Origin of the sequence: Maribacter antarcticus DSM 21422, assembly GCF_000621125.1 — a bacterium.
In the GTDB taxonomy this organism is placed as follows: Bacteria; Bacteroidota; Bacteroidia; order Flavobacteriales; family Flavobacteriaceae; genus Maribacter; species Maribacter antarcticus.
This window is the reverse complement of the sequence record NZ_KK211214.1, coordinates 372112-393106: the sequence shown is the minus strand read 5'-3', so window position 1 is coordinate 393106 and position 20995 is coordinate 372112. Positions and strand designations below refer to the sequence as shown.

Sequence of the window (20995 nt, the reverse complement as noted above, 5' to 3'; positions counted from 1 at the left end):
TCAATTTATTAGAAATTGACAAAAAACAACATGTTACATTATTAATCTTATAATACAGTCCTTGTTTCATCTGTAACTTCACATTATATAACTTAAACTTAAAGTTTTATTAAAATTAGTTTGGTTTATTAACACATTATTGTGACTTTTGCGAATAGCTAATTCAAATAACATTAAAAATGAGAACAAAATTAAATGGATTGTTAACGCTGTTTTTGGCGTTAGTTGTGCAGATTTCCTTTGCACAGGACAAGTCAGTAACCGGGATGGTTACTGATCAGGATGGGCTTCCCTTGCCCGGAGTTAATATAGTTGTCGAAGGAACAACGAATGGAACTCAAACTGATTTTGATGGTATGTATGCCATTAATGCAGAAACGGGACAAACACTTCTTTTTACTTATATAGGACAAAAGAATGTTAGGCAAGCTGTAGGTGCAGGTAACACTGTTGACGTACAAATGGAAGAAGATGCCCAAGCCTTGGAAGAGGTTGTTGTTACCGCTCAAGGTATCAAACGGGAGAAAAAGGCACTAGGGTACGCCACCACATCTGTAGGCAAGGATCAACTTGAAGGCAGAACAGAAGGTGATGTCGCTAGGGTTTTATCTGGTAAAGCTGCAGGTGTACAAGTGGTATCTGCTGGTGGTTCTTCTGGTTCGGCAACTAATATCACGGTAAGGGGTCTTAGTTCCTTTAGTGGTACTAACCAAGCCTTATTTATTGTAGATGGTATTCCGTTTGCAAATGATACTAATGCCGCTGGAGATTTTATTGATGGAAACCCTAGCTCTTCAAGGTTTTTGGATTTAGATCCAAACAACATTGAAAACGTTGAAGTACTTAAAGGATTGGCAGCAGCCACACTTTACGGTAGTCAAGGTCGTAACGGCGTTATCTTAATAACGACCAAAGCAGGTGCCGCCAATACAGGAGGTCCTAAAAAGACCGAAATTAGTGTTAGCCAATCGTACAATGCGATTGAAATCGCTTCTACTCCAGATTACCAAAACTCTTTTGGTAATGGTTTTGACCAAAACTTTGGTTGGTTTTTCAGTAACTGGGGTCCTAGTTTTAGTGAAGGTGGCGTAGCAGGTTACGGAAGACAGCCTTTAATAGATGGAAATGCTACATTGGAGCATCCATATTCATCTACAGCTGTAGCGTCTACACGTAATGCGTTTCCTGAATTACAAGGAGCTAGATATGACTGGAAGCCTTATGATTCTTTCGGTGAGTTCTTTAAACCAGGTTCTGCAACCAATACTTCTGTTAATATCTCTGGTGGATCAGCAGATGGGAACACGAGTTTCAACGCAAATATTGGTTATCTTAATGAAGAAAGTTTTATTCCTGGTAATGATCTTAACAGAACAACAATTTCTGTAGGTGGTGTATCTAAATTAACTAACAAATTTACAGTTAGGGGAACAATGAACTTTGCCAGAACAGACTTTACGAGTCCTCCAGTAGCATCAAGTAGAGGTAATGGTACCGATGGTCTTTCTGTATTTGGAAATGTATTCTTTACGCCTCGTAGTGTAGACCTTATGGGACTACCTTTCGAGAATCCTATTGATGGTTCTAGTGTATACTATCGTAATGGTAACGATATTATCAACCCAAGATGGACAGCGAAAAACGTGCAGTACAGACAATTGACGAATAGGTTCAATTGGAATCTTTCCCTAGATTATGCCATTAACGATAATTTAAATGTTACATGGAGATCAGGTTTAGATTTTTATAATGAACGTAACATCAATGGTTCTAATAAAGGAGGTGTTAGATTCTCTGATGCTATATTTGGATTCTACGATACCTTTGATAACAACAATACGATTTGGGATCATTTCTTGTCCTTAAACGGTAACTACGATCTTTCTGAGAAATTAGGGATGACATTCACCTTGGGTGCAAATTCAAGACAGGATAACTTTGATCGTTCTGGTGTTGCCAGTACAGGCCAGCTTGTATATGGTGTAAAGAGACACTTTAACTTTGAGAACCAATTGCCTATCCAATTTTCTAGAAATAGAAACATCGCTGGTCTATTAGGTCAAGCAACCTTAGATTATGACAACATGCTGTTCTTAACGGTATCCGCTAGATCTGACTGGGTTTCAAACTTTGCTAGAGAAAATCGGAACCAAACCTATCCTGGAGCTAGTTTATCCTTTTTGCCAACAGCAGTTTGGAATGGTTTAAAATCCGAAAACGGATTAAACTTCTTAAAATTGAGAGCTAGTTATGGTACTTCTGCAAACTTTGATACCCAATTCTCTTATCCTACGGTAAACGTGGTAGAGCAGAATCCACAACGTTTTGTTGATCCTTATGATGGTGCGTCTTTGACAACCAATCAAGTAGATAACTTCAGAGCAAATCCTGCATTACGTCCAGAGCTTTTAGAGGAATACGAAGTAGGTATCGAATCTAAATTCTGGAAGAACAGAGTGTCCTTGGATTTAACATACTACGATCGTAGAACAAATGATCTTATTGTTACCGAGCCACTAGCGCCATCTACAGGCTTTAGTTTTACGCAAAGTAACATTGGGGAAATAAGCAACAAAGGTTTTGAAGCAGTAGTAAGCATGGATGTTATCAGAAGTGAGAACTTCTCTTGGAATTCTAGTGTAAACTTTTTCACCAACGAAGAGCTTGTTGTACAGCAAGACCAAGATTTTATTGCATATGCAGGTTCCCTTGCAGAGGGCGGGGGTCTTTTCCGTGGTTCCAACGCAGCAATTGAAGGAGAATCTTTACGTACTATAGTAGGTACAGCGATTGCAAGAGATGACGCTGGTAACTTCCTTATTAATGATGCTGGTAACTATGTGGTAGCAGAACAAGATAATGATGGTAATGTTCCCATTATTGGTGATGCAGTTGCAGATTACTCCATGAACTTTATAAATAGCATCAGATATAAAGGATGGAGTTTAAATTTTCAAGTGAATCACACTAAAGGTGGTGATATACTTTCCAGTACAGTTGCCACGTTATTAGGTAGGGGTCTTATTTCTGAAACAGAGAATAGATTAAACACGTATATACTACCTGGTATCCGTCAAAGCACAGGTCAACCGAATGACCTTCAAATAAACAACTCAACGTATTACTTTAGTAACTTATTGTTCGGACCTACTGAGACTCGTATTTATGACGCTTCAGTTATTCGTTTACAAGAAGTATCCTTAAGCTATAGCTTTCCAGCTAAGTATTTGGACAAAACTCCATTTGGTGCCCTTACCGTTACGGCGCAAGGCTTCAACCTTTGGTACGATGCGTATAATACTCCAGACGGTGCTAACTTTGATCCAAATGTAGCAGGTGTAGGTATAGGTAACGGATTTGGTTTTGACTTCATCAACGGACCTTCTGCAAGAAGATATGGTATCACACTAAAAGCAAGTTTCTAACAAAATTGTTAATGAATTATACAATGAAAAAAATATTTAAAAATTTAACGTTAGCGCTCCTTGTAGGTGGTTTTGTCACCTCATGTGAGACAATAGATCTAGATCAGCGTGTAAGTCCTAACGACTTATCCACTGATCAGGCAGATCCCAATTTGTTGCTTACCAGCATACAATTGGCATATGCTACGAATCAGCAGACCTTTAGCAATACTGCAGCTCAATTGACCAGAATAGATTACTTCACTGGTCGTATCTACTTCAATGCCTTACCCGGTACTGAATTGAACGGAGTTTGGGGAAGAACATACAGTTCTAACAGCAACGGTGTTGGCGATCCGGTATCAGTAGGTATCTTAACCAATTTACAAGCATTGGAAGGTATTGATGCTACCACAGATGTTGACTACTCCTTTCACGTTGGCGTGGCTAAGACATTATACGCACACTCTTTGTTTCAATTGGTTGACTTTATAGGAGCAGCCGCCTTTAGCGAAGCTGGACAGCCAACTGAATTTCCATCACCGAATTTAGACAGCGGTGAAGCAGTATATGCTGCAGCATTCCAATTATTGGATGAAGCAGATGCATTATTGTCAGCAGCACCAGAATCACAAGGCGCAGTAGATATCTTTTACAATGAAGATACTACCAAATGGGTAAAGCTTGTGAATACCATACGTTTGCGTTCGTATAAAAATACTGGAAACGTTTCTGCTTTTAACACAGTCATAGCCGCAGATAATTTTATCTCCGAAACGGAAGATGATTTTCAATTGCAATATGGTACTAGTGAATTACAGCCAGATTCAAGACATCCGGATTATGCTGGTAATTATACACCTTCAGGAGCTAACGCCGGTTACAGATCTAACTGGTTAATGGAAACGATGCTGGAGAACAATGACCCAAGAATCAGGTACTATTTCTATCGTCAGTCAAACGGTACACCTGGTGCATTAGATGTAAACGGAGTACTAGTTCCTGTTAGTGAGGAAGATTTAGCATGTTCATTGGTGGTGCCACCACAACATTACTTGGATGGTAATTACACCTTCTGTAGTGTTAACAATGGGTATTGGGGAAGATCTCATGGTAATGATGAAGGAGGCCCACCAGATAGTTTCAAAAAAACAGCAGTTGGGGTGTACCCTGCAGCCGGACTCTTTGATAGCAGTGCGTTTGATGCAGACTCTGGCCTAACTACTGGTGTAGGTCTAGGTTTAGGTGGTGCAGGTGCAGGTATTGAACCTATTTTCCTTGCTTCTTATGTAGATTTTTGGAGAGGTGAAATGGGATCTGATGCGGATAAAGCAACATTCCTAAGAGCCGGATTAGAAAAATCAATTGCAAAAGTACAGAGCTTTGGTGCTTTGGATGGTTCTGCTGATTTATCTGTCGCTCCTACAGCAACCGAAGTAACAGCGTATATAGACGATACTGTTATAGCGTTTAATGCGGCCACTGGTGATGATAAGCAAAATATCTTTGCTGAGCAGTACTTCACTAGCCTTTATGGTGGTGGTACAGAAAGCTACAACTACTACAGGAAAACAGGATACCCAACAACTGTACTTCCTAACTGGGAACCAAATCCAGGACCTTTTCCAAGGACGTTATTACTTCCACAAAACGAAGTAATTACAAATCCTAATTTAAGTCAAAGGACAGACCTTAATACTCAGGTTTTTTGGGATACTAATCCTGCGAGCCCAGCTTTTCCACCTGCTAACTAATATTAAATACAAGAAAAAATGAAAAAAATAATATATAATCATTTCAAGACTGTTTTGGCAGGAACTGCATTATTGTTTGCGGCCTGTGAAGAAAGCGATCTTCCTATCGACGCCATTACTGGCGCTGAACAGCGCGGTGCAGTACTTAGAACGGTAGAGATACTAGAAAGTGAAATCCTGTTCAACGTAGCTACAAGTACACTTGCAGGAGGTAACTTTACAGTAATCTTAGAAGCACAGGACGAGGAAGATGGTGCTCTTTTATCTGAAGTAGAGGTTTATTTTGGGTTTAGAGACAACACAGAAGAAGCTGGTGCTGACAATGATCGCGACGACGTTTTAGTAGAGAGCATTCCAGCTTCTGCATTTGCTGCAGGACCTTTTGCCTTACCTAGATACCAATATTCGACCACTGCAGACGCAATTCAAACAGCGTTGAACCTACCAGGTAGCGAAATATTTGGAGGAGACCAATTCACTATACGTTTCGAGATGGTATTGACCGATGGAAGAAGGTATTCCTTCGCCAATAATACAGGTACCTTAACGGGAGCATTCTTTAATGCACGTTTCTTGCATACCGCTGATATTGTTTGTGCACCTTCTGTTCCTACTGCTGGAACATGGACGGTAAGTACAACCGATACCTATGGGGATAGCTGGAACGGAGCTAGTTTAGACGTTGTTATAGACGGTGGTGCAGTTAATTCTATAGCTAACATAGATGATGGTACGCGACCTTATGCATCATCAACACAAGAATTTACTTTTGATGTACCTACAGGCGCACAGACTATTTCTATTGTCTTCGTTTCTGGGGATTTCGATTCAGAGGTTATATACTCTGTCACTTCTGCTAACGGAACTGTTGTTGCAGAAGGTGAAGAGCCTAATACTGGTCAAGTATTGAATTTTTGTCCAAATAATCTTTAGACAAGACATCTAATGAATATTTTGAAAACGGCTCTTTTAAAAGAGCCGTTTTTTTTGTTTTAAAAAGTTCTCGTATTTTTGAATCCTTATAATCCTTATCATTTTAAAAACATACACGTCAAATAATGCGACTATCCTTATCAATACTAGGCCTTACACTATTCCTATTCATAGGATGCAAAACAGATAACGCTGAAAATTTAGAAGAGGCATATTTACTTGATTCTATATCACCCCAGCATCCAACACCTAGTCTTTTTTCCAAAATAGACCCTAGTTACAGCACCCTATTCTTTGCTAATCATGTAAAAGAAGACCTATCTACAAGCAGTAACCTATTCGACTTCGACTATTTCTATAATGGCGCTGGTGTTGGCTTAGAGGATATTAATAATGATGGCCTTTTGGATATTGTATTTTGTGGAAATCAGGTAGAAAATAGACTTTACCTCAATAAAGGGAATCTCGTTTTTGAGGACATTACCGCAACTTCAGGAATAAACATAGGAAAGATATGGTCTAATGGCATTACGTTTGTTGATATTAACAACGACGGCTGGATGGATATTTACATTTCCCAAGGAGGCCCTAACATGCGTCTTTCTAGAAAAAACGCTTTGTATATCAACCAACAAGATAACACCTTCCTTGAACAAGCAGCAGCTTATGGGTTAGCGGATATGGGTGTTAGTACACAATCTGCATTTTTTGATTATGACAAGGACGGCGATTTAGATTGTATTGTAATGAACGAAAACGAATATTATGGAGTTGATCCTACCTCACTAGCAAAACTCGTTGCAAAGAATAAAGAATCTAAATTTTTTAACTCTTCCCATCTCTACGAAAATAACAATGGAATCTTCACAGATATTACAAAAAAAGCTGGTCTAGAGCGACCAATATTTGGATTAGGCTTGGCAGTTGGCGACTTAAACAATGATAGTTGGCCAGATATTTATATCGCAAGTGACTACTATATTCCAGATGCTTTATTTATTAATAAAAGGGATGGTACTTTCGAAGACCAAGTTAAAACCCGTATCAACCAGATATCATTCTATGGAATGGGAATAGACGTTGCAGACATAAACAATGACGGCTTAGAAGATCTTTTTGTGCTAGACATGTCTTCCAATGACCATAAACGTTCCAAAACACTAATGGCATCTATGAATACACAACGTTTTGATTATTTAACGAAAACCTTAGGGTATCAACATCAGTATATGTTCAATAGTCTACAACTGAATACTGGAGAAGGGCACTATAACAACATTGCGCAACTTACCCAAACCGCACGTACCGATTGGAGCTGGTCGGTACTTATATCTGACCTTGACCTTGATGCCGATAAGGATATTTATGTTACTAATGGCTATAGACGTTATGCACTAGATAACGACTCCCAACAAAACGTAACAAAAGCAAAACAACAATATGGCAGGTCTGTTCCGTTAGAGGTTAAAAAGGAACTATACTACAACCTCCCCACAGAGAAATTACCTAATATTATGTTTGAACAAACCAGTAATCTACACTTTGAAAATAGTGCTAAAGATTGGGGACTAGCAGATTACACCTTCAGCAGCGGCGCTGGTTTAGGCGACCTAGACAACGACGGTGATTTAGATCTTGTTATCAATAATATGGATGAAACGGCAATACTCTATAAAAACAATGCCGTCGAACTCAAAATAGGAAACTATTTAAAAGTTGAACTAAAAGGTACACATTCAGAGCAATCCGCAAAAGTTCAAATAGCATATAACGGCACGAACCAACTCATAGTTCCCAGAAGAGTAAGAGGTTACCGCTCTTCACAAGAAAACACTGCGGTTTTTGGTCTTGGATCCCATGACAAAATAGATACCTTGCGGGTAACTTGGGACAATGGTACCATAGAAGAAAGATATGGGATACCATTAAATACGACACAAGTATTTGAGATTGCAGATGCAAAACCAACTTCCGAACAACCAACCAAAGCACCGTTTTTTTCTGAACTAATTGAAAGCCCAATCAGATACAGTCATGTAGAAAATGACTATAACGATTTTGAAAATGAAATATTATTGCCATACAAACAATCTACCTTAGGCCCCTTTATGAGCGTAGGTGATGTGAACCAAGATGGCCTTGATGATATGTTTATTGGTGGTAGCGCAGACTCTGCAAGCCAACTATTCTTAGCTACTGCTAACGGGTTTAAACAAATAAAACAACCTGCTTTTGAACAAGATAAGCGGCATGAAGATATGGAGTCCGTCTTCTTTGATTTAGATGGGGATAAAGATTTAGATCTTTACGTAGTAAGTGGCGGGAACGAGTATGATGAAAGCGACACGTTCTATTTAGATCGAGTTTATATCAATGATGGGGATGGGAATTTTAAGAAAAAAAATATTACGGCGCTACAGCCACTTCCAAAGAACGGTAAAACCGTAGCTACAATAGATATAGACAATGACGGTGACAAGGATTTGTTAGTTGGCAATAGAGTTATACCTAAAAATTATCCGAAATTTCAAGCATCAACACTATATGAGAATAGAAATGGGGAATTAGTAGATATCACCCAAGAAAAAGCCAAGGAACTTGAGTCATTTGGAATCATCAATGCTATAAAAGTAACAGATTTTGATAATGACGGCTGGAAAGATTTTATTGTCGTAGGCGAATGGACAACCATAGGCATGTTCAGAAATGAAAACGGTTCCTTCAAAAACACCAGTTCTATCGTTACTAATTCTAAAGCAAGTAACAAGGGATGGTGGTTTGAGGTTGGCGAAACGGATATTAACAATGATGGATTAAAAGATTATCTAATAGGGAACGTTGGCCGAAACATAAAATTTACTGCTAGTGATAAGAAACCATTTAAAATATATGCTGCCGATTTTGACAACAACGGTAGCAACGATGTTGTTCTGAGTAAACGATATAAAGGGGAGTATGTGCCCGTGAGGGGAAAAGAGTGTTCCTCTCAACAAATGCCGTTTATCAACTCTAAATTTGGCACGTATGCCGAGTATGCAAATGCTAGTTTAGTTGATATTTATGGTGAGAATCTTAAAAATGCCTACCACGCAGAAGTTACCGAATTCAACTCCTTACTCCTACTCAATAAAGGCAACGGAAAATTTGAGCAACAGTACCTTCCTGTTGAGGCCCAATTTTTACCCAATTTGTCCTATTCGTTTTTTGATATTAACAAAGACGGTTTTGAAGATGTTATCGTTGGAGGTAATATATACAATACAGAAGTAGAAACTCCACGGTTAGATTCGTTTTCCGGTATCGTTATGTTATCTAACCAAAAAGATGGCTACGTAACCATGCCTTATAGCAAAAGTGGTCTTAAAATCAATGGTAATATTAAAGACCTAAATATAATAAAAACGACTAAAAGCGCAACGCTCTTCGCAACGGAGAATAATGGAAAGCTAAAATCCTTTTTAATTAATAAGTAAATAAACAGCGATTGTCGCAGCCACACATCTTTGGGCTAAAGTTAAATTATTGTTAATCGGAGGTTCCAGATTAAATGTTAACATTTAAAATAAGGAAGCGCATTTATGATTTTCCTATATTGGCACTCGTATAAATTATATTTGACATGAAACATTTTATTTTTGGCTTACTATCCTTGTTAAGTTTTAGTAGCCAAGCGCAAGCGACAGGACAGATAATGAGTTACGGGTCTGCTGGTGGGAGTGCTAACTCCCTCGGGCAGTTGGAAACATTAATGGGACCAATAGCCGAAAGGTCATCCAAATCAGCTGATATGTTGGAAGGCTTGTCTGGTTCTCCGTATACCTCAAACGAATTTAAACAAGGTACCGTATATTATAAGGAGGAGAACACTGGAAAAGTATATTTCCGTTATAATTCCTATAATGAAGAAATAGAAATTAAGAAAACTAATCTCAAGGATGAACCCCTAAAATCTTTAGGACGTGACAAAAATATTACCATTGTAAATACTAATAATAAGGCTTTGCGCTTTAGCACCTTTATTGATCGCAAGGGACTTACTCAAAATGGGTACCTAACACTATTAGTAGATGGTGATTATGCGCTTTATCTTAGAAATACTGCAAAATTCACAGAAGGGCAGAAATCTCCTAATTCTTTTGTTAAAGCAACTCCTGCAAAATTTTCACAATACGAGGAGTATTATTTAGAAATAAAAGGAATTAGCAGGGTTGATGAAATAGAATTCAAAACTAAAAAGTTTTTAAAGTTATTGCCGGAAGAAGTACAAATAAGTGCAGCGACTTATTTAAAACAGGAAGATATTAAAATTAAGGAATTAGTAGATGTTAAAAAACTAATATCTTATCTCAATTCCAAAAGTTAACATAATATAATAACATAAAAAAAACCCGCTAGTAATCCTAGCGGGTTTTTTATTTACTTTTACCCCATGGAAAAAACTACCCAAATTTACGGAATACGCGCAATTATGGAAGCTGTAAATTCTAATGAAGAAATAGACAAAGTCTTTATGCAAAAAGGGTTAAAAGGGGATTTAATAAAAGATTTAGAGCGCCTACTGCGTCAAAACGATATTACGCCCGCCTACGTTCCTATAGAAAAGCTAAATAGGCTTACGAAAAATAACCATCAGGGAGCAGTTGCCAACATCTCCCCTATTTCTTTTATTTCATTAGAAAATTTAGTAGAAACCACCGCTAAAAAAGACAAACCGGCCCTGTTCCTGCTATTAGACCAACTATCTGATGTACGGAACTTCGGTGCTATTATACGAACTGCGGAATGTACAGGTGTAGATGGTATTATAATACAAAAAAAAGGAGCTGCCCCGGTAACGGCAGATACCATAAAAACCTCTGCAGGTGCTGCATTTAAAGTGCCTATTGCTAAAGTAGACCATTTAAAAGATGCCGTTTTTTACCTTCAAGCCTCCGGAATCAAAATAGTTTCTGCTACGGAAAAAACAAATCAATCGGTTTATGATGTATCCTTCACAGAACCAATAGCAATTGTAATGGGTTCCGAAGATCGCGGTATTACACCTTCGATTATAAAAGCATCTGACTTTACCGCTAAAATTCCATTACAAGGAGAAATAGCGTCTTTAAACGTTTCAGTTGCCTGTGCAGTTTTCCTCTATGAAGCAGTTAGACAACGTTTAGGAAGCTAAGACTTATCCTTTCTTTCACTATCCGTTTTGTACGTATAGTGTACCTGTACAGTATTAGCTTCTATATCTAATTCTTCAATCTGCTCTTCTACAAAGTTACCATCGGCATCAAACTGCTGTAGAAATGTGTCCGAATCTTCATCATAATCCTCTCTTTCCCAATCGTACTTATTTGGCATAGGTATCCTAGCTCGCAGGACTAAGGCCAAAAAAAGACCAGTTATAAACCCTCCTAAATGGCCTTCCCAAGAAATCCCATCCTTAACCGGAAAAATATACCACAATAAACTTCCGTAGATAAAAACGACTACCAGTGACAAGGCAATTAGGCGATAATGTTTTACAAAGACCCCTTTAAAGAAGGTGAAACTAGCCAACACATATATTAATCCGCTTGCCCCTATATGATAAGAGGGCCGACCAATACACCAAGTTAAAAAACCAGAAAGCAAAATACCCAAAAAGACCACCTTCCAAGCAATTTTATTATAGAAATAGAATAGTGCTGCCAGAAGTATTGCCAAGGGGATTGTATTATTATATAAATGCTTTAAAGAACCATGAACAAAAGGACTAAAAATAACACCCTTTAATCCTGAAAAAGTCTGCGGATAAATCCCATAACTATTAAAGTTAAGCTGTTGTGCCAACTCTATCCAATACACACTCCAAATAGCCAACACCGCCATTAATGGAACGAGTACTATGGAGTTAGAAAACTTAAAATAGGCACCAGCAGACATTTAATTAAACTTTTATACAAGATGGCAATATTTTGGCCAAAAAGGAAAAACGGAAATATTGTCATCCATATGTTAAACAGAAAATATATGCTCTTATTGCGCCTGTGAAGAATTTCAGGTGAATAACTTTAACTATTTTTATACCATGAACGAACCTTTAGCCGAACGAGTACGACCAAAAACCTTGGAAGATTATGTAAGTCAGCACCATCTTGTTGGTGAAAAAGGAGCATTGACACATCAGATTAAAAAAGGAATTATTCCCTCTTTAATTTTATGGGGACCACCTGGAACCGGAAAAACAACCTTGGCCACTATTATTGCCGAAGAGAGTAAACGTCCATTTTATATACTTAGCGCTATTAATAGTGGCGTAAAGGATATTAGGGAAGTAATAGACAAAGCTAAGCAAGCTGGGGGTCTATTTACTACTAAAAACCCCATCCTGTTTATTGATGAGATTCATCGCTTTAGCAAATCACAGCAAGACAGCTTATTGGGTGCGGTTGAAAAAGGTTGGGTTACCCTTATCGGTGCTACTACCGAAAACCCGAGTTTTGAAGTAATACCCGCATTATTATCACGTTGTCAAGTGTATATTTTAAACGCTTTTGGTAAGGATGATTTAATTCAATTATTAAAGCGGGCCATAATTAAGGACAAGCACTTACATACCAAGAACATAAAACTAACAGAAACAGAAGCCTTGCTCCGTCTATCCGGTGGAGATGGTAGAAAATTACTTAATATTTTTGAACTTATCATCAATTCAGAAGATTCTGATACTGTAGAAATCACGGACGAACTTGTTCTTCAAAAAATACAAAAGAACACCGTCCTTTATGACAAAACCGGTGAACAGCATTATGATATTGTATCGGCCTTTATAAAATCTCTTCGCGGTAGCGATCCAAATGGTGCCGTATATTGGCTAGCCCGTATGATCGAAGGCGGTGAAGATGTGAAATTTATAGCCCGTCGGATGTTAATTGCCGCGTCTGAGGATATAGGATTGGCAAATCCTACAGCCCTGGTCATGGCTAATACGACTTTCCAGGCGGTTACTACAATCGGCTACCCAGAATCTAGAATAATCCTTAGCCAGTGTGCGGTATATTTAGCAACCTCGCCAAAAAGCAATGCGAGTTATATGGCCATTGGGAAAGCGCAACAAGTAGTAAAACAAACAGGAAACCTTCCTGTACCCCTTGCCCTCAGAAATGCACCAACAAAACTAATGAAAGACCTGGGCTATGGAGAAGATTACAAATATGCGCACGATTTTCAAAACAATTTTGTGGCCTCCGAATTCCTTCCTGATGAACTTACCGGAAGTACCTTCTATAAACCAGGAAAAAACCCCAGAGAAAAAACCTTAAGTGAATTTCTAAAGAAAAGATGGAAGGACAAATACGATTTTTAAAATTTTATATTTAATTCTTCTTGAGTCAGATTAGCACCTGAGTAGTACTCAAAAATCCAGATTCCATTTTTTTGAAAAACCATACCGCTTTTGCCTTCGGCCTGACCTATAAATACGTTTTCTGTAGAGCTGTTCAATAGCTTCATAATTACTTTTAGCTCACTATCAATCAATTGATATCCATTAGGAATCGCCTTCGCATTCAACATTTCTTTGCCCGTTCCAGCACTTGTCTTGGTTTTAATATCCGGATTAGGAGTGGCCTGTTTCATATCAGATGCCACTGGCTCCATACTTTTATAGCTTTGGTTCTCCAGACTGCTTTTTTGTTTTACTACTTCACTCCTATTTCCTACCCCAATACCAGTTAAATCAGCTGTCTCTTTTTGCTCTTTATTATCGCCACCTAATGATTTTATGTCATTCTTAAAACGTAACGTTATTGGTTTGTTTTCAACTACCTTTTGCTTATAACTATAATTCAAACCATCAAAAGACGACATTGCGACCGTTATCCCGTCCTTATATGCCTCTTCGTACTCCTTTATTTTGTTAGTTCCTTCCCTTGATCTAAACACCTGTTGTCCCTTACAATTCTCTAAAACAATGGTAGTTTTTGTACTAAACATAGAGGGCTTATCCTTTAATAGGGCAGTAAGTCCCAAGCACCTGTTCATGTATAAATCTTCAGGTAATGCATCATCATAGACTGCTGTAAAACCTTTTTTTACAAATTGGTATTTGAGCAAGGTACTAGTCAAGTATTGATTCTCCTCTTTAAATTCCCCTAATGTTTTGGGGATTATGATGTATTTGTATTCGTTTAGCCCCACTTGGCCGATACCCGTATATCCAACAAGGACAAAAACAATGAATAGTATATTTTTCAAAATAGTATATTTTAGTATTGATAAAGAGAGAAGAAAAAAGCGTGCCAAAAAACAATAAATCAAAATTAATTTTTACCTACTTTTTCTTGCCCCAAGATATGATATTTAATCCTAACTGAAAAGATGCATAATTACTGGCGGCAATGTTTTGATAGGACAAGAGATTATCTCCCATAAAGTAAAAATTTACAGGACCTGCCTGAAGGTTTAAACCCACGCCCACATTAGTTTTGCTGAATTTATCTATCGTATAGGTGCCCTTTATAGTCATAAATTCACCAAACCTCCTTAAATAAAACCCAGTTAATGCAACCTGTGGACCTCTTGGTCTATTAATTGCAAACAACTGGCCACCTATCCCATTTCTATATTTCACAGCTCGGTTATTCGAACCTCCTATACCACAATCACAAGCTTCTACTGACCCTATTGGGGTGCCAAAACCATGTCGAATAGAAGCATTTACCCTCGTTTGCCTGAACGTTACGTATGCACTATTCGTTGTCTCAAAAGGAATGAACTCTTCTACATCATCTACTAAATCTTGCCAAAAATCCCTATTTAGGTCTGCAAGTTCTTGTAACACATTAATCTGAATTCCCTCTATAGTGGCATTTCCCTTTAAATTATATTTATAAACGTTACCACTGTGATACATAAACCCTAAATCCAATACGCTACCGGTAATAGCGGTACGCTCGTTTAAGTGATAGGTAAATCCTAAGTCCATTCCGAGTCCTAAATCTCCTCCAAAAATAGCTCGTTTTACGAAGGCGCTTGCTAGTGTCCCTTGATTCTCCGCAGTACTTAAAGCTCCAAAACCCGAAGTGCGCAATTGCATATCCGCGTTCAGCGTTGTAGCTATAGTATTGTTCTGACCTTCGGTATTTACCAAATATCCGTTGTTATTCGTAGCATTATAATCTGTAATCCCCGAATATAACTTTGCCCTAACGCCAGCAGTAAGCTTCTTGTTTATCTTTTTGTTAATTCCAAAATGATAGACCGCAACCGTAGATCCCCTAGTTTTTAAATCACCCAAATTAAACCGGCTATCCAATTGATTGGCATTACCATCAAACGCGAGAATCGCATAATCTTTTGGCCAGTACAGAATATTATCCATTTCTAGATAAGCACCAAAAGAATAAAAAATATCGGAATACGGACTTCGAAAACCACCACTGAACAAATCTATCTGCAAGGCTTGGCTAAACTCATCTCTGGTAGTTAGCCCATTGACCATGAGATCTCGGACCTTGTCATTTATATCTAGCCCGTCGTCCGCAAAAATATCATTTATCGCAATGCCATTTGTGCCAGCATATCCAGAAATACCAGAAAGTAATGGAAGACCGGCATACCATTGAAAGTCAGTTTCCATCCCCGGATTTACCATCAAGGCTTGTGGAATATCATTAAAATCATAAAGAACCTGTTTGTTCTGAGCTGCCAAACTTGCGTAGAACAGCAGTGAAAGAAGAAAAACATAGTGGCGAATCCTCATTTTAAGCGTAACATAAACTGAGCACTAGAGCGCAATTGAACTGAGGCTCCTGGAATCTCAGAACTACTGACATTATCCCCAAAATTAGATGCGTTGAGCCTTACGTTAGAAGTACTCCTCAGGATATCAAGGCTTTTTCCTGTATTACCATAGGCTACCTCACGAGTTAATAAGGCCGTAGGTGCAGCATCCATCGTAAAGACCTCCGAATCTAGAAGCACATCGTTTTCATCCAAAAATTGCAACTCTATTTGAATAGGCTTACTCGTCGTATTCTCTAATTCATAGGAAATTACGCCCTCTAAAACCCTATCAGCGAAAAATACCTCCTCAAAAGCGTCAAAATTAAAGTCCTGAGTAAAAAAACTGATATCCGTTGCACTATTGATCAGTAGCTCTTGCACTTTAACAAAGAAAATGCTGGTCTCCAACGAAGGTGTAATGCTTAAATCATCATATTGTGAAAAATCCTGTTTTTCCGAACAAGCGAAAATAGAGAGCATCAATATTGAAAATAAGAGACTATGTTGTAAACGATTCATAAAATTAGACTATCGCAACACAACCAACTTTTATGGCTACTTGCTATTAGTATTAACTCTATAAATATGTTTTTATTTCCCATAGTTCGCTAATCATAGGACTATGTTGGTGCTCGGCTTCCCCGTGTGCGTTAAAATGTAGTGTATGAATACCTACGCCCTTTGCACCCAAAATATCGGCTTCCAAGCTATCTCCTATCATTAGCGCAGATTCTGGACGAACTTTGGCCTTTTCCAATGCTAAGTTGAAAATAAACGGATCGGGCTTCTTTACGCCTGCCATTTCGGAATCTATCACCTGCTCAAAATAAGGATAGATGCCAGAATTACGTAGTTTCTTCTCTTGAATTTCTTGAAAACCATTGGTAATGATATGTAGTTTATAGTTTGGTTTTAAATAATCAAGCACCTCCAACGCATTCGGAAACAAATAGGTATGAGAAGACAATTGGTTGATATACTCATTTGCCAGACTATTAATACAATCATCCGAGACAGCATATTCCAAGGTGTCAAAAACCGATTTTAGTCGCTGGTAGCGAAGATCCTCTTTTGTGATTTTTTCTTCCCTGTACATTTTCCAAAACACTAAGTTAGCAGGCACATACACCTCAAGAAATGACTCCAATGGAACAGTTATATCATGGGTTGGCAAAATCATCTCAAACGTGAGGGCTGAGTTTTTTTCAAAATCCCACAAAGTATGATCAAGGTCAAAAAAAACATCGGTTACTACATCTTTAAACATTGTAAGTAGTTATTAAGTTCTTGTATATTATTTTCCAGTCAAATTTTTCATCGCCTCCCAATAGTTCATTTGAAAAAACGGTTACAAAGGAACCTTCTACATTTTTGATTTCGGAGTAAATTCCTTTTATCTTTTCACTTATCTGCACTTCGCTTTTACATGCCAAAAAGGAGTAATCATGCAGGGCGTATGGATGAATTTTTATAGGCTGTTGCACTTCTAGAGGAATATCATAAAACTGAAACGATGTACACGTACCAGCTCTAAAACCTATGGCATGGGTATACCCCATGGTAAAATCATTAGTAAACTCGGCAGTAATTAGATTCCTATACGATTCAGGAACATCGACCCTATTATAGCGCATTCTAGAATAATTTACTGGCCTATTAATAACGCTTTCTAGATTGTTCTTTTCCTTTTTAAGCAGCTCTATATCTCTAAAGGAACTGTAAGACGCACCAAGTGCAACTTTTGAATAATCAGCTATGTATTTTATGAGGGACTTAAAACGATTGCTATTTGTAGATACATTTTTATCATATTTAGAATAATCCGCAAACTGAAAAAAGAAAATACTCTCAATACCATAGTTTTGGTGCCACTGAATAAGTTGAGCAAAATTATCATAAGGATCCTTTCTTCTATTAATTCCGACCATAATGCGCTCCCAAACACGCTTTAATTTAAAGGTACCCAAATCCAGAATAAAACCTGCAAATCCTCGAAACAAACCTCTATGGGCATAGGAGTGAGATGTGGTTACATCCAATACAGAAACATACGAATACATTCTCTTTTTACATTCTAAATCTGGAAACTTTTCCTTTAACAACTCCAACAGCTTTAATGCCCAAATATCTACTACAGGGCGGTGTAAAAAATCGTTCTGGTAAGCAATACTATCCTTTGGTGAAAACCTGCCGTGCATATCCTTAACATGCGGTAAATACTCCTCATATCTACTTAGCAGATAAAAACTAGCCGCAAAAATATCGAAAGGAACTGCGCTGCGTTCTCCCGTAGGAAAAAAGCAAGGGGTTCCTTCCCAATCATTAATTTGTATTTGAATATCATTGATTCCTTGCTCAAAGAGAAGTTCGTTGCTACGAATAAAGAATTCGTTCTGCAACGGCTGTTTGGTGTAGGTTATTTTTTCATCGGTATGTTTTATAAAATCCTCTACCTTGGTCGTAAAACCAATATCTATACCTAAGATTTTGGTAAAAACCTGTTTCATGGTATAGGTAAACCTAGGTGTAATCTTATGGGTATATATCAATAACATTTAGAGTAGTTGATTGTCTGCGAAACTAAAATAGTCTTTCTGCGTTACTATGAGATGGTCCAAAACTTTAATATCTAAAGACTCAGAAGCTCTCTTTATTTTTTTGGTAATCTGTTTATCGGCGCTACTTGGTTTTAAAGTGCCACTTGGGTGATTGTGTGCTAAAATAAGCCCCACGGCACCCAGTTCCAAAGACTGTTTCATTAGTATCCGTACATCTACCAAGGTACCCGTTATACCCCCTTTACTTAGCTGTGATTTCTGCAATATTTTATTGGAATTATTAAGGTACATGACCCAGAATTCCTCGTGTTCCAATTCTCCTATTATGGGTTGTAGTACCTCAAAAGCATCTTTACTACTTCCTATTCTTGTCACCTGTAAGGCTTCTTCTCCCCTCCTTCGTCTACCCATTTCCAATGCTGCAGCTATGGTTACCGCTTTTGCTTCACCAATACCTTTAAAGGCCATCAATTGACTTATGGACAACCTCCCCAACTCGTTCAAATTATTCTCTGCCGAAGCTAGGATACGCTTGGATAGTTCCACTGCACTTTCAGACCTACTCCCTGAACCAATCAATATAGCAACCAGCTCCGCATCGGATAGTACAGCCCTTCCCTTGTTTACTAATTTCTCCCTTGGTTTATCATCATCAGACCAATGTTTTATGGAAAATGATGTAGACTTCTCTTGCATTGGCTAAAGATAGCGAACTAATTATTTTATTGTAAATTTCCACAGCAATTAAAAAACAAAGAATGAAATCGCTGCTAACCAATGAGGGTCACGTTGAAATAAAGAGCAGATTAGGACAACTAAGTGAAAACTCTCAACGGAAATGGGGCAAAATGACAGTTGGACAAATGGCTTGGCATTGCCAATACCCTTTAAAATTAGCCATTCGGAACAAGGAAAACACCTCAAAAGGAAATTGGTTTATTACAACGTTCTTTAAAAAATTACTCTACAACGACAAACCATGGCGCAAAAACCTACCTACGGCACCGCAGCTTAAAGCTAAGGAAGCTAAGGATTTTAATGAGGAGATAACGATATTAAAAGAATTGGCAGACGAATTTAATATGCTATATGCTAGAGATATTTGGTATCCACACCCTGTATTTGGAACCTTTACCAAAGAGCAGTGGGGACAATTACAATATAAGCACTTAGACCATCATCTAACCCAATTTGGTGTTTAAGGACTAGACCATTAACTTCTTAAGTAGGCTTAAATCTAATCCTCCGTAATTACCCGAGCTCATTAATAATAGCGTTGAATTTTCATAACTTTCCTCGTTTACATAGCTATGAAAAGAGCTAGCATCAGTAAAAATCCGCAAATCATCTCTTTTAAAAGCATTTGAAATTTGTTCGGGAGTAACCTCCTCTAGCTTTTTTATTGCTACTGATTCTGGAAGAAAAAAGATAACGGCTTCATCAGCAGCATCCAAAGCACCTTTATATTCTTTTAAAAATTCAGGATTAAAACTACTGTAGGTGTGGAGTTCCAAACAAGCTATTAGTCTTCTATCTGGGTATTGTTCCTTTACTGCTTTTGTTGTCGCAGCCACCTTACTTGGGGAGTGTGCAAAATCTTTATAGGCTACACTGGTTTTTCCTTCTGCAATTTTTTCGAGCCGTTTAGATGCTCCCTTAAAAGTGGCAATAGCCTCAAAAAAATCATCTTCGTCTACACCCATATTCTGGCATATCCACTTGGCACCTGCTAGATTATTCAAATTATGCTTCCCGAAAACTTCAATAGGCATTGGACCTTCAGGAGTTTCTAAGAGTGTTTTCCCATTATCAACCTCATATTCCGGAGTCGTATATCCCAGTTTTCGGATGGTGTTTTCAGAACCTTCAACCACCATTACCACTTCAGCATCTTCCAAATTGTACGTGATGCTACCTCCATTTACAATACTATCTACAAAGATTTTAAATTGCTCAACATAATTTTCAAAAGTGGGGAATACATTAATGTGGTCCCAAGCTATACCGCTCAACAAGGCAATATTCGGTTTGTACAAATGAAACTTTGGCCTACGGTCTATCGGAGAGGAAAGATACTCATCACCTTCCAACACTATAAAATCGTTCTCCTCGGTCAAATGTACCATACGGTCAAAACCGTCTAATTGGGCTCCTACCATATAATCTACCTCTCGGTTATGAAAATTAAGCACATGCAAAATCATGGAAGTGATGGTTGTTTTTCCATGACTTCCCCCAATGACTACCCTAGTTTTATTTTTGGATTGTTCATAGAGAAATTCTGGATACGAATAAATTTTAACTCCTAAGTCTTGCGCCTTCAACAGTTCTGGATTATCCACTTTCGCATGCATACCTAAAACAATGGCTTCCAAATTACTATGTATCTTTTCTGGAAACCAACCGAAACTTTCAGGCAAAAGACCTTTTGACTCCAATCTAGATTTTGAAGGTTCGAAAATGACATCATCGCTTCCTGTTATCTGGTATCCCTTATGTTTAAGTGCCAGGGCCAAATTGTGCATGGCACTGCCACCAATGGCTATAAAATGAATTTGCATTACATCTGAATTAGTTTTCAAAGATAGGG

Annotated in this window: 16 protein-coding genes; 8 read left to right on the top strand and 8 right to left on the bottom strand. The window is 38.1% G+C overall.

From position 1 onward, the window contains the following. The first annotated feature begins 179 nt into the window (after positions 1-179). The 6 genes from Q360_RS0118150 to rlmB all read left to right on the top strand — a co-directional run bounded on the left by Q360_RS0118150 (position 180) and on the right by rlmB (position 11261). A complete protein-coding gene (locus Q360_RS0118150) occupies positions 180-3425 on the top strand; it encodes a SusC/RagA family TonB-linked outer membrane protein (protein WP_027078344.1) in 3246 nt (1081 codons plus the stop codon). 23 nt (positions 3426-3448) lie between these two features. Further along, positions 3449-5158: a SusD/RagB family nutrient-binding outer membrane lipoprotein gene (locus tag Q360_RS0118145; RefSeq protein ID WP_027078343.1), complete on the top strand. Its 1710-nt coding sequence runs from the start codon at positions 3449-3451 to the stop codon at positions 5156-5158. An 18-nt stretch (positions 5159-5176) separates the two neighbouring features. Next, entirely contained in the window at positions 5177-6091 is a 915-nt protein-coding gene (locus Q360_RS0118140) for a hypothetical protein (RefSeq protein ID WP_027078342.1), read from the top strand. A gap of 125 nt (positions 6092-6216) precedes the next feature. Then, positions 6217-9564 carry a VCBS repeat-containing protein gene (locus Q360_RS23860; protein ID WP_051554798.1) on the top strand — a complete coding sequence of 1116 codons (3348 nt, stop codon included), beginning with the start codon at positions 6217-6219 and terminating at the stop codon, positions 9562-9564. Positions 9565-9710: 146 nt separating this feature from the next. Next, on the top strand, positions 9711-10454 hold the full coding sequence (locus Q360_RS0118130) for a hypothetical protein (RefSeq protein ID WP_027078341.1): 744 nt from the start codon (positions 9711-9713) through the stop codon (positions 10452-10454). A 66-nt stretch (positions 10455-10520) separates the two neighbouring features. Beyond that, on the top strand, positions 10521-11261 hold the full coding sequence (rlmB, locus tag Q360_RS0118125) for a 23S rRNA (guanosine(2251)-2'-O)-methyltransferase RlmB (protein WP_027078340.1): 741 nt from the start codon (positions 10521-10523) through the stop codon (positions 11259-11261). Here rlmB and Q360_RS0118120 read toward each other — a convergent pair. Further along, complete coding sequence (locus Q360_RS0118120; RefSeq protein WP_027078339.1) at positions 11258-12004, bottom strand: rhomboid family intramembrane serine protease; 747 nt, start codon at positions 12002-12004, stop codon at positions 11258-11260. The genes rlmB and Q360_RS0118120 overlap by 4 nt on opposite strands. Before the next feature lie 145 nt (positions 12005-12149). Here Q360_RS0118120 and Q360_RS0118115 point away from each other — a divergent pair, with 145 nt between their 5' ends. Then, positions 12150-13427 (top strand): replication-associated recombination protein A, encoded by a 1278-nt coding sequence (locus tag Q360_RS0118115; RefSeq protein ID WP_027078338.1) that lies wholly within the window; start codon positions 12150-12152, stop codon positions 13425-13427. Here Q360_RS0118115 and Q360_RS0118110 read toward each other — a convergent pair. The 6 genes from Q360_RS0118110 to radC form a co-directional block, all read right to left on the bottom strand. Continuing rightward, positions 13424-14317 carry a hypothetical protein gene (locus Q360_RS0118110; RefSeq protein WP_027078337.1) on the bottom strand — a complete coding sequence of 298 codons (894 nt, stop codon included), beginning with the start codon at positions 14315-14317 and terminating at the stop codon, positions 13424-13426. The genes Q360_RS0118115 and Q360_RS0118110 overlap by 4 nt on opposite strands. Before the next feature lie 76 nt (positions 14318-14393). Beyond that, positions 14394-15824 (bottom strand): DUF5723 family protein, encoded by a 1431-nt coding sequence (locus Q360_RS0118105; protein ID WP_027078336.1) that lies wholly within the window; start codon positions 15822-15824, stop codon positions 14394-14396. Next, on the bottom strand, positions 15821-16366 hold the full coding sequence (locus Q360_RS0118100) for a hypothetical protein (protein WP_027078335.1): 546 nt from the start codon (positions 16364-16366) through the stop codon (positions 15821-15823). Before Q360_RS0118100 ends, Q360_RS0118105 begins: the two co-directional genes overlap by 4 nt. 58 nt (positions 16367-16424) lie before the next feature. After that, the gene (locus tag Q360_RS0118095) at positions 16425-17114 is read right to left on the bottom strand and encodes a YjjG family noncanonical pyrimidine nucleotidase (RefSeq protein ID WP_027078334.1); all 690 of its coding nucleotides are present in this window, start codon (positions 17112-17114) and stop codon (positions 16425-16427) included. Then, positions 17107-18354 carry a polysaccharide deacetylase family protein gene (locus tag Q360_RS0118090; protein ID WP_245603292.1) on the bottom strand — a complete coding sequence of 416 codons (1248 nt, stop codon included), beginning with the start codon at positions 18352-18354 and terminating at the stop codon, positions 17107-17109. The genes Q360_RS0118095 and Q360_RS0118090 overlap by 8 nt, the downstream gene beginning before the upstream one ends. A gap of 48 nt (positions 18355-18402) precedes the next feature. Then, positions 18403-19101: a RadC family protein gene (radC, locus tag Q360_RS0118085; protein ID WP_027078332.1), complete on the bottom strand. Its 699-nt coding sequence runs from the start codon at positions 19099-19101 to the stop codon at positions 18403-18405. Between the two features lie 62 nt (positions 19102-19163). Here radC and Q360_RS0118080 point away from each other — a divergent pair, with 62 nt between their 5' ends. Continuing rightward, positions 19164-19607, top strand: coding sequence for a DUF1569 domain-containing protein (locus Q360_RS0118080; RefSeq protein ID WP_027078331.1), 444 nt, complete (start codon positions 19164-19166; stop codon positions 19605-19607). 3 nt (positions 19608-19610) lie between these two features. Here Q360_RS0118080 and Q360_RS0118075 read toward each other — a convergent pair whose 3' ends face one another. Next, the gene (locus Q360_RS0118075; protein WP_027078330.1) at positions 19611-20966 is read right to left on the bottom strand and encodes a UDP-N-acetylmuramate--L-alanine ligase; all 1356 of its coding nucleotides are present in this window, start codon (positions 20964-20966) and stop codon (positions 19611-19613) included. Positions 20967-20995 lie beyond the last annotated feature (29 nt).

What these genes read in the sequence shown, in the direction of transcription:
- Q360_RS0118150 (WP_027078344.1), top strand. Translation starts at nt 180, where the DNA reads ATGAGAACAAAATTAAATGGATTGTTAACGCTGTTTTTGGCGTTAGTT.
- Q360_RS0118145 (WP_027078343.1), top strand. Translation starts at nt 3,449, where the DNA reads ATGAAAAAAATATTTAAAAATTTAACGTTAGCGCTCCTTGTAGGTGGT.
- Q360_RS0118140 (WP_027078342.1), top strand. Translation starts at nt 5,177, where the DNA reads ATGAAAAAAATAATATATAATCATTTCAAGACTGTTTTGGCAGGAACT.
- Q360_RS23860 (WP_051554798.1), top strand. Translation starts at nt 6,217, where the DNA reads ATGCGACTATCCTTATCAATACTAGGCCTTACACTATTCCTATTCATA.
- Q360_RS0118130 (WP_027078341.1), top strand. Translation starts at nt 9,711, where the DNA reads ATGAAACATTTTATTTTTGGCTTACTATCCTTGTTAAGTTTTAGTAGC.
- rlmB (WP_027078340.1), top strand. Translation starts at nt 10,521, where the DNA reads ATGGAAAAAACTACCCAAATTTACGGAATACGCGCAATTATGGAAGCT.
- Q360_RS0118120 (WP_027078339.1), bottom strand. Translation starts at nt 12,004, where the DNA reads ATGTCTGCTGGTGCCTATTTTAAGTTTTCTAACTCCATAGTACTCGTT.
- Q360_RS0118115 (WP_027078338.1), top strand. Translation starts at nt 12,150, where the DNA reads ATGAACGAACCTTTAGCCGAACGAGTACGACCAAAAACCTTGGAAGAT.
- Q360_RS0118105 (WP_027078336.1), bottom strand. Translation starts at nt 15,824, where the DNA reads ATGAGGATTCGCCACTATGTTTTTCTTCTTTCACTGCTGTTCTACGCA.
- Q360_RS0118100 (WP_027078335.1), bottom strand. Translation starts at nt 16,366, where the DNA reads ATGAATCGTTTACAACATAGTCTCTTATTTTCAATATTGATGCTCTCT.
- Q360_RS0118095 (WP_027078334.1), bottom strand. Translation starts at nt 17,114, where the DNA reads ATGTTTAAAGATGTAGTAACCGATGTTTTTTTTGACCTTGATCATACT.
- Q360_RS0118090 (WP_245603292.1), bottom strand. Translation starts at nt 18,354, where the DNA reads ATGAAACAGGTTTTTACCAAAATCTTAGGTATAGATATTGGTTTTACG.
- radC (WP_027078332.1), bottom strand. Translation starts at nt 19,101, where the DNA reads ATGCAAGAGAAGTCTACATCATTTTCCATAAAACATTGGTCTGATGAT.
- Q360_RS0118080 (WP_027078331.1), top strand. Translation starts at nt 19,164, where the DNA reads ATGAAATCGCTGCTAACCAATGAGGGTCACGTTGAAATAAAGAGCAGA.
- Q360_RS0118075 (WP_027078330.1), bottom strand. Translation starts at nt 20,966, where the DNA reads ATGCAAATTCATTTTATAGCCATTGGTGGCAGTGCCATGCACAATTTG.